The sequence below is a fragment of the Photobacterium sp. GB-210 genome (assembly GCF_003026075.1).
Classification (GTDB): Bacteria; Pseudomonadota; Gammaproteobacteria; order Enterobacterales; family Vibrionaceae; genus Photobacterium.
Genome location: NZ_PYNU01000008.1, coordinates 120,353 through 134,575, shown reverse-complemented (window position 1 = coordinate 134,575; position 14,223 = coordinate 120,353). Strand labels below are relative to the sequence as shown.

The window sequence follows — 14,223 nt, the reverse complement described above, 5'->3', positions numbered from 1 at the left end:
ACTCACCCGTCCGCCGCTCGTCAGCATTGATAGCAAGCTATCAATCTGTTACCGCTCGACTTGCATGTGTTAGGCCTGCCGCCAGCGTTCAATCTGAGCCATGATCAAACTCTTCAATTAAAGTTTTTGTGGCCGCTCTTGTAAAAAGGCGACCGGCTCAATGAATACTGTTAATTCATCATAAAATGATGAATGAATTGACTGTGCTGATACTTACGTATCAATTGGTCACTAGTATCATTGATAAATCTTTCGACTTAACTTTTCAACGAGTGCCCACACAGATTGCATGGTCAAATTGTTAAAGAACAATACTGATTTGGTTGCTAGCCAGTGGCTTGCTCCGTGTCAGTGAGGTCGCATTATAGGAGTATTTTCTTTGCTGACAATATTTTTTTGATAAAAAAAAATCGTTTGAATATTTTTTATTCAAAACGACTTTTAAAAGTATTTATTGACAAAAATTTAGGCAGGTTAATCAAACTCACTGTAACGAGAAAATAATGTTTTTAACGCTACATTAGAAGTGTTACCCCATCGATCAACCCATTGGACGTCGACAGCAATAACTTTTGCATCAGCATTTGTTGATCCTGCCGGTTTCATTTTATCCTCTATCTCCCAACTTCTCTTAAATGTATATGAAGAGCCAGAGACAACAATGTTTTCTATCGGATAACTTCCATCAGCTAAAACAGGGTCATCAAAATATAAGGTATTTGTACCACCACTGATATTTGCTCTTGCTCTAAAAAACTCAAGCTTATCCTCTGCAAGTTGTAATGCCTCCAAAGAGTTCAATGCAAAATCAGCCTTTCTATCTATATATATTTGTAATTTCACAAGCCCTAGAACACCGACTGAAAGTACAACAAGAGCAATTAAACTTTCTAGAAGGCTAAATCCTTTTTGATTAGAAATCATGCCAAGATCCCTTTTCCCATTTTAACTGGGTGCTATGTTTTGTAACTTTTCCTTTATTATAAGAAGGAATAATTGAGCCATTAATCTTTATTGTCCTTCCTATCGCATCAATTCCAACGCCACCATCAATATATACGGAACCTTCAGCTAAAAAGGGCATCTGATCATAATCGGCTGTCAGATGACTTTGTAAAAAACTACCTGGAAGCACACCTATATCGGTACTTTCATTAAATAAATTTTCCCAAGCTGTAAGTACATCTAATGAAGTACTCACGTACTGATAGAGAATTCCATTAAAATAAGTAACTGCCTTTGTAAATAAAACACCATTAAATACAATCAACTGAACTGCTTCATCATTATTTGATTCAATAGCTGTTCCAAAAATAGCTCCTGTTAATGCACAGTTACCATCAATCCAAATACGTCTTTTTCCGTTTTTATAAGCATTATCAACCTTCGTATGACAATTTTTAATCCAGCCTCCTGATGTTTTATCTAAAGCATTATCACCGATAACAATACCGACAGTATCGTTTTTTATATCTTCCCTAACCGAGGCATGTTCTGATATATCTTTGTTAAATAGCGCCTTAAAAACATCAACTGTCTCATTCTCTAAAATATCCCCTCCTTTAACAGGAGTAATTGAAAAAGCACTTGGCGGTTTAGCAGGATCGAATAAATTAGAAAGATAGGCACTATTACATTCAAAAGAAGGAGCCCCTAATCCTCCACCTCCATGTGCGCTAGTTGTTGAATCGACTGTGAAAAAGTGTTCGTCAGTCCCTGATATTGATGCGACGTAATTTACCGTGCCACCAGATACAACAGACTTACACTTATATTTTCCATCAGAAGCTTTATCCTCTGTTTTATTTGGAACAAAGTGCTGAGAGCCTGTTAATTCAATAGAAGCGCTTGTTTCAATAGTACTAAGAACACCACCACCTCCATAACCAATACTTTTATTAATCTCTTGTATTGATCCATCAGAGCTATAACGACTTATCAATTGATATTCAGTATGCTCACCCACAGCTGGATAAGAGTTAATCATTAATGCAGGCGAAGGTGCCAAATCATTACATACATGACTAAATGCTGATTCCGTAGGTTTTATATTTTTTTGCTTTAATTCAGTAAAAGCACACTCTAAACCACCTTCAGCATTCCAGAATGCTTGACGTTCTAATATAGTATTTTGAGCACGCTTGATTTGATAATAAACTTGTTTTGATGAAGCTAATGAAAATAGCAAAGATGCTATTAATAAAACACTAACAATAGATAAACTCACCATTCCATGCTGCTTTGTAATCATTGTATATTCCTTAATACAACAGAAACTTTCCCTGCATGCGTATATGTTGTACCAATCAAGGTTGCATCTAAAAAAACATCCACTTTCATTGCTGTTGATTGAGCGGTAGATATAACAGAAGTCGACACATTAAAATTATTAATGTTGATATTTTTATAATCAATCAATGATGCTACTTCTGCACCACTACATAAATTACTAAATGTAAAATCTGTCATAGTTGAGAGTGCAGAAGAGGAAGATATTTTTTGGCATATTTGTATTGTTTTAGTTCCAGCTGATGTGTTTTTTTGTTGGAACTTTATTCCTCGCCATTTCCCATTTTCATCTTCATATACAAAACCAATATTAGTAGCAGATGAGTCGATCGTTGAAGATGAACCTGATAGCGTTACAGGCTCATCAAGCGTAGTGGTATATCCCGCTCTACGTATTTCAGTTGCAATATGCTTTAATGTGTCATTTACATCTTGTTTAATCAGTAACTGAGATGTTCTCGCTACAGCCATCTTATTCCCAGCTATATATATACTCCCAACAGTAGCAATAGCGATTAAACTAATTGATGATGCAACAATTAGCTCTATTAGAGAAATACCTTGTTGTTTATATTTATTAGCATGGTTTAAATTCATAAGCACCTCCGCTAGTAACAGAACAGCTTCGAATTCTACCTGTCAATCTATTTAAAATAACTTGTACTTCTTTAGAGCTATCAGTTATGTAGAAATAAAACTGTCCAGTAGTATTTGGCGTTCCTCTAGACGAGTCCATCGTTAAATAGGAAGACATAGATACTTTAAAATTTATACCTTTATATTTGTTACCTAAAATAATTTGAATAGCATCAGATTTTGCATTTGATATTGTTGATGCAACTGAAGAGGCTGGTAGTAATGCTAATACCCACTGTCCATCATTATGATATTCAGTTATATCTCCTGAATCTCTAATATATTTAACTTTGAGAGGCTCATTTCTCATTACAGATTCGGATTTTGCTTGTAATAAAAAACCCTCTATATCAGCGCTAATATTTTTAACTTTATTTTTTTCTAATAATTGCGTGAATGAAGGTGCAGCAGTCATTAATAGGATTGATAATATACTAAGAGTGATCATCAGTTCTAACAGAGTAAAGCCATTAAATCGAAATTCACTACAATGTATACTATGTAAATAAGAATCCTTTTCGCGAGCCATTCCTCAAATCCTTTTTAATGCTGTCCTTGATCCTTAAGAACACCTTGATTCATAGATTAACATCAACGCAAAATAGCAAGGACAAGATAAAAATCAGATATCGAGGGAACTCGTAAAATAAAGAGATTAAGGATGATGACTACACAAAAAGGCGTGACTCTGATCGAAATGTTAATTGTAGTGGCGATCATAGGTATAGTAACAGCTATCGCCTACCCTTCTTATCAAAGCCATGTTCTAAAGAGCCATCGCAATAAAGCAATGGCTGACTTAGTAATGATTCAACTCAATATTGAAGAAAATAAAACGAAAGGTATTGCGTATCCTTCATCAGGATCATTATCTGCAAGTATCTGCAGCCAGTGTGATAATTCTGGTGAGCGTTATAATTATACGATTACAAGCACATCAACTAACTACAGTTTAACTGCGTCAAAAACTAGTTTGCAATCTGCAGATATATGCTCAAATCTAATATTAAAAAGTAATGGCGAAACATCTACTACTACAGATCAAGCTGATTGCTGGAAATAAAAAAGCCGACATCACGTCGGCTTTTAAAATTCACTGTTTAACTACTTTTAGTGAGTTAAATCATCAAAAAACTTCTTCACACCTTTGAAGAAACCTTCTGATTTTGGTTTGTGCTTACTTGCAGCTTTACCACCAAACGTTTCTTCAAGTTCTTGAAGCAATTCTTTTTGGCGTGAGCTTAAGTTAACAGGCGTTTCCACCACTAACTTACAAATAAGATCGCCCGTCATACCGCCACGAACAGAATCAACACCTTTACCACGCATACGGAACATACGACCAGTTTGCATTTCAGCGGGTACTTTCAAGCTGACACGGCCATCAAGGGTTGGAACTTCAACTTCCCCACCTAATGCCGCCATTGTAAAGCTTACAGGTACTTCACAATGTAGGTTATTGCCATCACGTTGGAAAATGTTGTGTTCTTTTACATGTACTTGTACGTACAAGTCACCTGCTGGAGCGCCAAATTCACCCGCTTCCCCTTCGCCAGTAAGACGAATACGGTCGCCAGTATCAACACCTGCAGGAATTTTAACGGATAACGTTTTGGTTTCTTCTACACGGCCTTCGCCATGACACTTATTACATGGATCTTTGATAATTTGACCACGACCATGACAGTGTGGACAAGTTTGTTGAACCGCAAAGAAACCTTGACGCATTTGTACTTGGCCAGCACCGTGACAAGTACCACATGTTGTTGCTGATGAACCTTTTTTTGCACCAGAACCATCACAAGAGTCACAACCTACTAAGGTAGGTACACGGATTTCTTTTGAACAACCGCGAACAGCTTCTTCTAACGTCAGTTCCATGTTGTAACGAAGATCTGAGCCACGCTGTGCGCGTTGTTGACGACGACCACCGCCACCACCAAAGATATCGCCGAACACATCACCAAAGATGTCGCTAAAGTCTGCACCGCCGCCGAAGCCGCCGCCACCGCCGCCCATTCCACCTTGTTCAAAGGCTGCATGGCCGTACTGATCGTAAGCTGCGCGTTTTTGGCCATCAGTTAGAATTTCATAAGCATATTTAACTTCTTTGAATTTCTCTGCTGACTCGTCGTCACCCTGGTTACGGTCGGGGTGGAACTTCATTGCTAAGCGCTTATAAGCCTTTTTAATGTCACGCTCACCTGCGTCACGGGCTACGCCTAGCACTTCATATAAATCACGTTTAGACATAACTTGATTGTCACCTGGCTAGATATAGTTACGGGCGTTAGAGTAACCTCAAACGCCCGTAATTTAAATAAGATGTTAATTAATAGATATTAATAACGTTCTTATTTGTTGTCTTTAACTTCTTCAAACTCAGCATCAACAACATCGTCGTCTTGCTTAGCTTGTTGCTCACCAGCGCCATCAGCTTGTTGAGCTTGTGCTTTCTGTTGAGCGATTTCCATTAGCTTTTGAGAAGCAGCAACTACAGCTTGAACTTTCGCATCAATTGCTTCTTTATCTTCGCCTTTACGTGCTTCTTCTAGTTCAGCAACAGCAGCTTCGATTTTTGCTTTCTCATCAGCAGGAAGTGCGTCACCCGCTTCTTCGATTTGCTTACGAGTACCGTGAATTAGCTGGTCAGCTTGGTTACGAGCAGTTACTAACTCTTCAAACTTTTTGTCGTTTTCTTTGTTAGCTTCAGCTTCTTGAACCATTTTCTCGATATCAGCATCGCTTAGACCACCAGACGCTTGGATAGTGATCTTCTGCTCTTTACCCGTAGTCTTATCTTTTGCAGATACGTTTAGGATACCATCAGCATCAAGGTCGAATGTTACTTCGATTTGTGGCATACCACGAGGTGCAGGCTGAATACCTTCTAGGTTGAATTGACCTAGAGACTTGTTGAAGCTTGCTTGCTTACGCTCACCTTGAATTACGTGGATAGTTACCGCGCTTTGGTTATCTTCAGCAGTAGAGAACACTTGGTTCGCTTTTGTTGGGATAGTTGTGTTCTTCTCGATAAGCTTAGTCATCACGCCACCCATGGTTTCAATACCAAGAGATAGTGGAGTAACGTCTAGAAGTAGAACGTCTTTAACATCACCAGCAAGTACACCACCTTGAACAGCAGCACCTACAGCAACCGCTTCATCAGGGTTAACGTCTTTACGTGGCTCTTTACCAAAGAACTCAGTTACTTTAGCTTGAACCATAGGCATACGAGTTTGACCACCAACTAGGATAACATCAGTGATGTCACCAACAGTTAGGTCAGCATCAGCTAGCGCAACTTTTAGTGGGTCTAGAGAACGTTGAACTAGGTCTTCAACTAGAGATTCTAGTTTTGCACGAGTCACTTTGATGTTCATGTGCTTAGGACCAGTTGCATCTGCTGTAATGTAAGGTAGGTTTACATCAGTTTGTTGTGCAGATGATAGTTCGATTTTCGCTTTTTCTGCTGCTTCTTTTAGACGCTGCATCGCAAGAGGATCGTTCTTAAGGTCGATGCCTTGATCTTTCTTGAATTCTTCTACTAAGTAGTTGATTAGACGAGTATCGAAGTCTTCACCACCTAGGTGTGTATCACCGTTAGTTGCTAGAACTTCAAATGTTTTCTCACCTTCAACTTCATCGATCTCGATGATTGAAATATCAAATGTACCACCACCAAGGTCGTAAACAGCGATAGTGCGATCACCACCTTGCTTGTCTAAGCCGTAAGCTAGTGCAGCAGCTGTTGGTTCGTTAATGATACGTTTAACATCTAAACCTGCAATACGGCCAGCATCTTTTGTTGCTTGACGCTGTGCATCGTTGAAGTAAGCAGGAACTGTGATTACTGCGCCAGTAACTGGTTCGCCAAGGTAATCTTCAGCTGTTTTCTTCATTTTCTTAAGAATTTCAGCAGATACTTGAGGAGCAGCCATTTTTTGGCCTTTTGCTTCTACCCATGCATCACCGTTGTCAGCCTTAACAATTTTGTAAGGCATGATTTCGATATCGCGCTGAACTTCTTCGTCTTCAAAACGACGACCGATTAGACGCTTGATTGCGAATAGTGTGTTTTCAGGGTTTGTTACTGCCTGACGTTTTGCTGGTTGACCAACTAGCGTTTCACCATCTTGAGTGTAGGCAACAACTGATGCTGTTGTACGCTCGCCTTCTGCGTTTTCGATTACACGTGGTTTGTCGCCGTCAAGTACTGCTACACAAGAGTTTGTAGTACCTAAGTCAATACCAATGATTTTACCCATCAGACTATCTCCGAAATTCGTTATATTTATTTGCTACACCTAGAACGGATTCTAAGGTTAGCGGTTCGGGCTTTACCCGTGACAAATATGTTTAATGTCTTATGACTACTAAATAAGGCCGCCAGAATGCTTTTCAAGGGTAAAACAAAAATATTTTCAAAAAAAATAAAAAAACCCACCGAAGTGGGCTTTTATACGCTAAAAGATAACAGTTATTACGCTTGAGTATTTACGTTACCTGCCGCAGCTTTAGATACCATCACCATTGCAGGACGGATCACACGGCCATTTAGCTCATAACCTTTTTGCATCACCATCATTACAGTATTTGGTGCAAAATCAGTGCTTTCTTGAATAGCCATCGCTTGGTGGAATTCAGGGTTAAACGCTTCACCTTGTGGGTTAATTTGCGTTAAACCAAATTTAGCAACGGTATCTGTCATTGTTTTAAGCGTTAGCTCAACACCTTCCATCATCGCTTTTGATGATTCATCAGTCTTGTCTGCCATCTCAAGTGCACGCTCAAGGTTATCAATAACAGGTAATAATTCTTCTGCAAATTTGTTTAATGCGTACTTACGTGCTTTATCAATTTCTTGCTCTGAACGACGACGAATATTTTCGCCTTCTGCGCGTGCACGTAATGCTGCATCTTTCGCTTCATTAGCTTGTGCTTCACTTGACAGTAACGCCGCTTCTAGCTCAGCAATGCGAGATTCGTATAGTTCTTGTTCTGATTCAACAAACTCACCCTCTACAGCTTCTACTTCAACAGCGTCAACTGCATCATTTAGCTGCTCATCCTGTACATTGTGGTTTTTGTTAGTCATGCGTTGGTTCTCCGCCAAGATAATTGGGTATGTATAATCAGCAGTAGGCTATTCTACGCCACTACTTTTCAACAGTCTTGGGCATATTATGGGGATGAAGTTCAATGATTCAACCCAATATTGATAACAAACAGCGACAAGTTATTTTTTCTAAGGCTATACTGCCCTCACTATTAGATGTTGGAACAAAGAGATGACGCGAATTTTTGACACCATTGCGTTAATAGGTAAACCACGTAACCCTGATGCATTACAGACTCACATGAGCCTATATCAATGGTTAGTGGCACAAAACTACACCGTGTTACTCGATCATCGTCTATCAGATGATCTTGAGATCCCTGAACAGTGTTTTTGTGATTTGCTCACCTTAGGTGAAAAAGCCGATCTTGCCATTGTTGTTGGTGGTGACGGTAATATGCTGGGCGCAGCACGTGTTCTCTCTCGTTTTGATATTTCCGTCATTGGTGTGAACCGCGGTAACCTTGGTTTTCTTACCGATCTTGACCCAGATGACTTTGAAGAACCGCTTAGTCGAGTACTCAAAGGCGAATTTATAAAAGAAGATCGCTTCTTGCTTGAAGCAGAAGTGCATCGTCATGGACAAGTTAAAAGTCGAAATGCCGCATTAAATGAAGCCGTACTTCACCCAGATAAAATCGCTCATATGATCGAATTTGAAGTCTACATTGATGATTGCTTTGCTTTCTCACAGCGTTCTGATGGGTTGATTATTGCGACACCAACAGGCTCGACGGCTTATTCATTATCAGGCGGTGGTCCAATCTTGTCACCGAGTTTAAATGCGATAGCCCTGGTGCCAATGTTCCCACATACGCTTTCTTGCCGCCCCTTAGTGGTTGATGGCGATCGCTGTATTAAGCTGCTGGTTTCACCTAACAATGGTAGTACGCTTGAAGTCAGCTGTGATGGGCAAGTCTCTTTACCTGTTAGCCCTGGTGATGAAATCCACATTTACCAAAGTAAAGACAGGTTACAACTGATCCACCCCAAAGATTACAGCTACTACAACGTGCTAAGAGGAAAGCTAGGTTGGTCAAGCCGTCTTTTCTGATCCTGAATTATCCTTCAGTAGAATAAAAACTTTCATAAAGCCAGCCTCGCACTGGCTTTATTTCTATCTGCATTTCATAAACTTAACCTAAATCAAATTTTTCAGCATATTTTTTCACCCAACACTTTACTGGTTATAGATACAGTATATACTGTATGTAAAAACAGGTGTTGATTTAAACAGGTGAACACATGCTGGCACACATGACTATCTCTAACTTTGCCATTGTTAAAACGCTTCAATTTGAACTTAAACCCGGTATGACCACCATTACAGGTGAAACGGGGGCAGGTAAATCCATCGCGATCGATGCACTTGGCTTATGCCTTGGTGATCGTGCAGAAGCAACTATGGTTCGTCCTAATGAAGATAAAGCAGAAATATCTGCCGCTTTTTTACTGGCCAATAACCAAGCCGCTCGACGTTGGCTAGAAGATAACGATTTAATGGATGGCGAAGAATGTATCTTACGTCGTGTGATCACCAAAGAAGGTCGCTCTCGTGGCTTTATTAATGGCAGCCCAGTCCCTGCTTCACAGCAAAAAGCATTAGGGCAATTGCTGATCAACATTCACGGACAACATGCCCACCAGCAATTAATGCGTCCTGAATATCAGCAGCACATGCTAGATCAATATGCAGGCCACCATTCGTTACTTGATAAAACCCGTAAAACGTATCAACGCTGGCGTCAAGCGCATAATGAATTAAAACGCTTAACCCAAAGCCGCGAAGAAAACGAAGCACAAAAACAACTATTACAGTATCAAGTAAAAGAATTAGATGAGCTCGCACTCGGTGAAGAAGAATTCAACGAGATAGAAGAAGAGCACAAACGCTTATCAAATAGTGGTGAATTAGCGGTTGCAAGCCAAACGGCATTATCAATGCTTTATGACAATGACGATGGTAACGCGCTGCAACTGCTTCAAATGGCATCTCAACAAGTGTGCAATTTAGGTGAATATGACAATAACCTAAATGTGATCCCACAAATGCTTGAAGAGGCCATTATTCAAGTACAAGAAGCAAGCCAAGAACTCCGCAGCTATCTTGATAATTTGGATATGGATCCACATCGCTTGATCTATTTAGAAGAGCGCTTAGCTAAAATCATGTCGATGGCGCGTAAACACTACGTGATGCCAAACGAATTATACCAAAAGCATCAAGATCTACTTAAAGAGTTAGATAACCTTGATTGTAGTGATGAACGTTTAGAAGAAATGGCAGAAAACGTAGAAGCATTACGCCAAAAGTGCCTTCTGGCTGCCGAAAAGCTAAGCAAAAGTCGCCAACGTTATGCGAAAGAGCTAGATCAAAAGATCTCTGAAAGTATGCATACGCTTAGCATGGAACACGGTGAGTTCTCGATTAATATCACCAGCGATCCTGAACGTATGCTAAGCCCTATTGGTTATGACAGTATTAGCTTTTTAGTTTCAACCAACCCAGGTCAGCCTTTACAGCCGCTAGGTAAAGTCGCATCAGGGGGTGAGCTTTCACGTATATCACTTGCAATTCAAGTGATCACAGCGCAAAAAGTAGAAACACCAAGTCTAATTTTCGATGAAGTCGATGTGGGTATCAGTGGACCAACCGCTGCGATTGTCGGAAAAATGCTAAGAACCTTAGGTGAATCAACCCAAGTCATGTGTGTCACACACTTACCGCAAGTTGCAGGTTGTGGGCATCAACACATGTTTGTGGCGAAAAAAACAGCGGAAGGACAGACAGAAACGAATATGCGCCCACTAACAGAAGAAGATCGTATTGCTGAATTAGCGCGCCTGCTTGGTGGCAGCGAAATTACAGAACGAACATTAGCCAATGCAAAAGAGTTACTCATTGCAGCTTGATTAAGTTTCGCTTATTTTGCGGTTATGAAATAAACTAAGACACAGATGCAACTATTACGAGAAGTAATAGTCGAATATCAAAATTATTTACTTTTTTTCTTTACCGCTTTTTACTTCTGCATAGACCTTGTTTATCATCGCAGCAGTTAAAGCTAAAAAGCCAGGATGCTATGACTTGGAAAAACATTGCAGCCCTAACCCTAGCGTTGGGCTTACTTAGTGGCTGTTCAATCGCTGAACGTTTGGTCTATCGTATTGATATAGACCAAGGCAACTACGTAGAACAAAAAAGCGTTGATATGCTTCGTGTCGGTATGACAAAAGCACAAGTTCAATATGTTCTGGGCACACCTATGTTGGTAGACCCAAGTTACCCAGACAGATGGAACTATATCTTCTATGAAAAGAACGGCCATGATAAGCCGATCCAGAAGAATCTGATTTTAACTTTCAACCCACAAGCCCAGCTTGTTAGTATGAAAGGAGATTTCAAACAAGGTGCTAACTTCATGGATCCTATGAATCAATAGCCTTGTTATACGCATAACAAAAAAGCTCGCTGATGCGAGCTTTTTTATATCTAAAAAATGGCTATATTAAGGTTTATTTGTTTTTATCCGCTTCTAATTTAGCCTGCTCTGCGCGCTTACGGCGGATCTCACGGGGATCTGCAACTAATGGGCGATAAATTTCAATTCTATCCCCTTCCCTTGCTGTACTATCTAGCTTCACATTTCGGCTATAAATCCCAATTTTATTCTTCTTTAAGTCAATATCAGGATACATGGCTAAAATGCCAGATTGTTCGATTATTTCTTGAATGGGCGTATCAGCAACAACTGCTAGTTTTAACACGCGCTGCATATTGGGTAATGCGTAAACAACCTCAACATGGATTAATGGTTGATCAGAATGCATAAACTTCTTTTGCTCGCTGAGTAAAGGCCTGTACCATACTACCGGTTAGATCGCGGAAAATTTTACCAAAAGCCGCATCTATCAAACTGCTAGTAAATTCAAATTCAAGGTTAAGCTCAATTTTACATGCCGTTGAATCTAATTCTGTAAACGTCCACCCACCCACTAACTTACGGAAAGGGCCATCGACTAACTGCATATTAATTTGATTAAAATCGACCAATTTATTATGCGTAACAAATGTTTTTCGAATACCCGCCTTCGCAACATCAACCGATGCCATCATATGACTTGTCGAACTTTCAATAACTTTACTGCCAGCACACCCGGGTAAGAAAGCTGGATAAGATTCTACATCATTTACAAGTTCAAACATTTGCTGGGCACTAAACGGAACTAGTGCAGAGCGACTAATCTGCGGCATAGTTTCTCCTTCATCGAACAGACAGCTCTTTAGGCTCAAAGCCATTGCGCTTAAAGAGACGGCACTATAATACCATTACTCAGCGATCTGCCAAAATAGCTATTGTTACAAGCTTTAAATATGGTAACTTCAATAGCTTATTCGACCAGAAAAATCACCTATATTAGATTTTGTTCTGGGACAGCAACAATGACTCGATGAGGTCAACATGGCTAAAAAACCAAAAAAAAGTAGCAATACGATTGCCAAAAATAAAAGCGCTCGATTCGAATTTGCCATCGGTGATGAATACGAAGCCGGTATGGTTCTACAAGGATGGGAAGTAAAAGCTATCCGTGACGGTAAAGTAAACATGACAGAAAGTTATGTTTTCTTACGTAACGGTGAAGCCTTTATTTCTGGCTTAACCATTTCTCCATTAAATGCAGCATCGACCCACGTGGTTGCCGATCCAACACGCGTACGTAAGCTATTGCTTAACCGCCGCGAACTTCGAAAGTTAGCGGATTCAGTAAACCGTGAAGGTGATACTATCGTTGCCCTAAACATGTACTGGAGCACCTCTTTTGTAAAAATCAAAATTGGTACTGCTCGTGGTAAGAAATTGCATGACAAACGTGCTGATAGTAAAGCGAAAGATTGGCAGCGCGACAAAGCAAGAATCTTGAAGGGTAATAACCGTTAAGTTACTTAGTACAACATGATGTTAGCATTTGAATAGTAATCAATCACTTGGTCATTGAATTATAATATACCTGTTGACCTAGTTAATTATTCTGCTAACATCAAACGCATCTGGGGCTGATTCAGGATTCGACAGGATCACGAAGGCTTGTGGAGCATGTCGAGGTGCGGTTTGCCTCGTTAAACAGCCGCAAAAAAATAGTCGCAAACGACGAAAACTACGCACTAGCAGCTTAATACCCTGCTAAGAGCGCTCCTGCCCTAGCTTCCGCTTGTAAGACGGGGAATAACAGGGGTTCAAACCCAAACGAGATAGCGAGGGATTCTTTGACTAGAGAGATGAACCGCGAAATAGAATTCTGGTATGTATTAGCATAGCGTGTCAATTCGCAGTGTGGATACGAGAATAAAGATTGACTAAACATGTAGCGCCATCTGTTAGACTGATTTTGGACGCGGGTTCAAATCCCGCCAGCTCCACCAAATTCGTATACGAAGACGTCCAAGGACGTCCAGAGAGCCCACTAAGACATTGTTTTAGTGGGCTTTCTTGTATCTATGGCTTCCTAAGATGTCCAGTCGCATCTGTGATTTATAGGTACACTGAAAGGTACACTAAATTTAACGTAGTAATTTGGTGTACCCATTATGGCAAGAACAACAGCAAGGCTAACAGATAAGGAAATCAAAGCCGCTAAACCAAAAGAGATATAATATACGCTCTCTAATGGTGATGGACTTCGTTTTAGAGTTTAAACAAACGGCTCTAAACTGTGGTTACTCAACTACACTCATCCTATAAAGAAACGTCTTACCAACCTAAGTCTAGGTAAATACTCCGATCTCTCATTTGCTATCGCCCGTAAGGTATCGCCCCTCAAGAAGATAAAAAACGGAAACAACAAGAACACAAAATCATTCATCAATACACTTTACTTAATATCGCTAAAGAATGGTTTGAGATTAAACAAGGTGGCATTACACCTAACTATGCTGTTGATATACGGCGTTCACTTGAGCGACACATCTTCCCTAGCCTATCGTCGAATACGCCGATTGAAGCAAAAGGCAGTCTCGAAACAGTAAAACGATTAGCACAGCGTTTAAATGAGATAATGGATTTTGCGGCAAACCCACTAACAGGTATCAAAGCTGCATTCAAAAAGCCTAAGAAAGAAAACATGGCTTCCCTCAAGCCAAGCGAATTACCTGAACTCATTATTTACTAAATTCGTCGCTG

At 40.1% G+C, this 14,223-nt stretch carries 14 protein-coding genes, 1 rRNA gene, 1 other RNA gene and 1 pseudogene; 7 read left to right on the top strand and 10 right to left on the bottom strand.

What is annotated here, in order from left to right:
* The 5 genes from C9J38_RS12140 to C9J38_RS12120 all read right to left on the bottom strand — a co-directional run.
* A 16S ribosomal RNA gene (locus C9J38_RS12140) occupies nucleotides 1-120 on the bottom strand; the annotation flags it as partial.
* A gap of 354 nt (nucleotides 121-474) precedes the next feature.
* Complete coding sequence (locus tag C9J38_RS12135) at nucleotides 475-924, bottom strand: prepilin-type N-terminal cleavage/methylation domain-containing protein (RefSeq protein ID WP_105059572.1); 450 nt, start codon at nucleotides 922-924, stop codon at nucleotides 475-477.
* Nucleotides 914-2,251 carry a hypothetical protein gene (locus C9J38_RS12130; protein WP_107207323.1) on the bottom strand — a complete coding sequence of 446 codons (1,338 nt, stop codon included), beginning with the start codon at nucleotides 2,249-2,251 and terminating at the stop codon, nucleotides 914-916. Before C9J38_RS12130 ends, C9J38_RS12135 begins: the two co-directional genes overlap by 11 nt.
* Nucleotides 2,248-2,886: a PilW family protein gene (locus tag C9J38_RS12125; protein WP_107207322.1), complete on the bottom strand. Its 639-nt coding sequence runs from the start codon at nucleotides 2,884-2,886 to the stop codon at nucleotides 2,248-2,250. Before C9J38_RS12125 ends, C9J38_RS12130 begins: the two co-directional genes overlap by 4 nt.
* The gene (locus tag C9J38_RS12120; protein ID WP_107207321.1) at nucleotides 2,867-3,454 is read right to left on the bottom strand and encodes a GspH/FimT family pseudopilin; all 588 of its coding nucleotides are present in this window, start codon (nucleotides 3,452-3,454) and stop codon (nucleotides 2,867-2,869) included. The genes C9J38_RS12125 and C9J38_RS12120 overlap by 20 nt, the downstream gene beginning before the upstream one ends.
* A gap of 132 nt (nucleotides 3,455-3,586) precedes the next feature.
* Here C9J38_RS12120 and C9J38_RS12115 point away from each other — a divergent pair, with 132 nt between their 5' ends.
* A complete protein-coding gene (locus C9J38_RS12115) occupies nucleotides 3,587-3,988 on the top strand; it encodes a type IV pilin protein (protein ID WP_105059568.1) in 402 nt (133 codons plus the stop codon).
* A gap of 47 nt (nucleotides 3,989-4,035) precedes the next feature.
* Here C9J38_RS12115 and dnaJ read toward each other — a convergent pair whose 3' ends face one another.
* The 3 genes from dnaJ to grpE form a co-directional block, all read right to left on the bottom strand.
* Nucleotides 4,036-5,178: a molecular chaperone DnaJ gene (gene dnaJ / locus C9J38_RS12110; protein ID WP_107207320.1), complete on the bottom strand. Its 1,143-nt coding sequence runs from the start codon at nucleotides 5,176-5,178 to the stop codon at nucleotides 4,036-4,038.
* Nucleotides 5,179-5,279: 101 nt separating this feature from the next.
* Nucleotides 5,280-7,193 carry a molecular chaperone DnaK gene (dnaK, locus tag C9J38_RS12105; protein ID WP_105059567.1) on the bottom strand — a complete coding sequence of 638 codons (1,914 nt, stop codon included), beginning with the start codon at nucleotides 7,191-7,193 and terminating at the stop codon, nucleotides 5,280-5,282.
* Between the two features lie 215 nt (nucleotides 7,194-7,408).
* Nucleotides 7,409-8,023, bottom strand: coding sequence for a nucleotide exchange factor GrpE (grpE, locus tag C9J38_RS12100; RefSeq protein ID WP_107207319.1), 615 nt, complete (start codon nucleotides 8,021-8,023; stop codon nucleotides 7,409-7,411).
* 193 nt (nucleotides 8,024-8,216) lie between these two features.
* Here grpE and nadK point away from each other — a divergent pair, with 193 nt between their 5' ends.
* The 3 genes from nadK to bamE all read left to right on the top strand — a co-directional run bounded on the left by nadK (nucleotide 8,217) and on the right by bamE (nucleotide 11,487).
* Nucleotides 8,217-9,098 carry an NAD(+) kinase gene (gene nadK / locus C9J38_RS12095; protein WP_107207318.1) on the top strand — a complete coding sequence of 294 codons (882 nt, stop codon included), beginning with the start codon at nucleotides 8,217-8,219 and terminating at the stop codon, nucleotides 9,096-9,098.
* A 191-nt stretch (nucleotides 9,099-9,289) separates the two neighbouring features.
* Nucleotides 9,290-10,957: a DNA repair protein RecN gene (gene recN, locus C9J38_RS12090; protein WP_107207317.1), complete on the top strand. Its 1,668-nt coding sequence runs from the start codon at nucleotides 9,290-9,292 to the stop codon at nucleotides 10,955-10,957.
* A gap of 170 nt (nucleotides 10,958-11,127) precedes the next feature.
* Complete coding sequence (gene bamE, locus C9J38_RS12085) at nucleotides 11,128-11,487, top strand: outer membrane protein assembly factor BamE (protein WP_105059564.1); 360 nt, start codon at nucleotides 11,128-11,130, stop codon at nucleotides 11,485-11,487.
* A gap of 73 nt (nucleotides 11,488-11,560) precedes the next feature.
* Here bamE and C9J38_RS12080 read toward each other — a convergent pair whose 3' ends face one another.
* Together C9J38_RS12080 and C9J38_RS12075 are read right to left on the bottom strand one after the other, a co-directional pair.
* Nucleotides 11,561-11,875: an RnfH family protein gene (locus C9J38_RS12080; RefSeq protein WP_107207316.1), complete on the bottom strand. Its 315-nt coding sequence runs from the start codon at nucleotides 11,873-11,875 to the stop codon at nucleotides 11,561-11,563.
* Complete coding sequence (locus C9J38_RS12075) at nucleotides 11,865-12,299, bottom strand: SRPBCC family protein (RefSeq protein ID WP_107207315.1); 435 nt, start codon at nucleotides 12,297-12,299, stop codon at nucleotides 11,865-11,867. The genes C9J38_RS12080 and C9J38_RS12075 overlap by 11 nt, the downstream gene beginning before the upstream one ends.
* Nucleotides 12,300-12,507: 208 nt before the next feature.
* On the opposite strand from C9J38_RS12075, the gene smpB reads away from it, so the two are divergent.
* The 3 genes and pseudogenes from smpB to C9J38_RS22035 form a co-directional block, all read left to right on the top strand.
* On the top strand, nucleotides 12,508-12,984 hold the full coding sequence (gene smpB, locus C9J38_RS12070; protein ID WP_105059562.1) for an SsrA-binding protein SmpB: 477 nt from the start codon (nucleotides 12,508-12,510) through the stop codon (nucleotides 12,982-12,984).
* Between the two features lie 112 nt (nucleotides 12,985-13,096).
* Nucleotides 13,097-13,466, top strand: a transfer-messenger RNA (tmRNA) gene (ssrA, locus tag C9J38_RS12065).
* A gap of 288 nt (nucleotides 13,467-13,754) precedes the next feature.
* Nucleotides 13,755-14,203: pseudogene (locus tag C9J38_RS22035) on the top strand (integrase); the annotation flags it as partial.
* Nucleotides 14,204-14,223 lie beyond the last annotated feature (20 nt).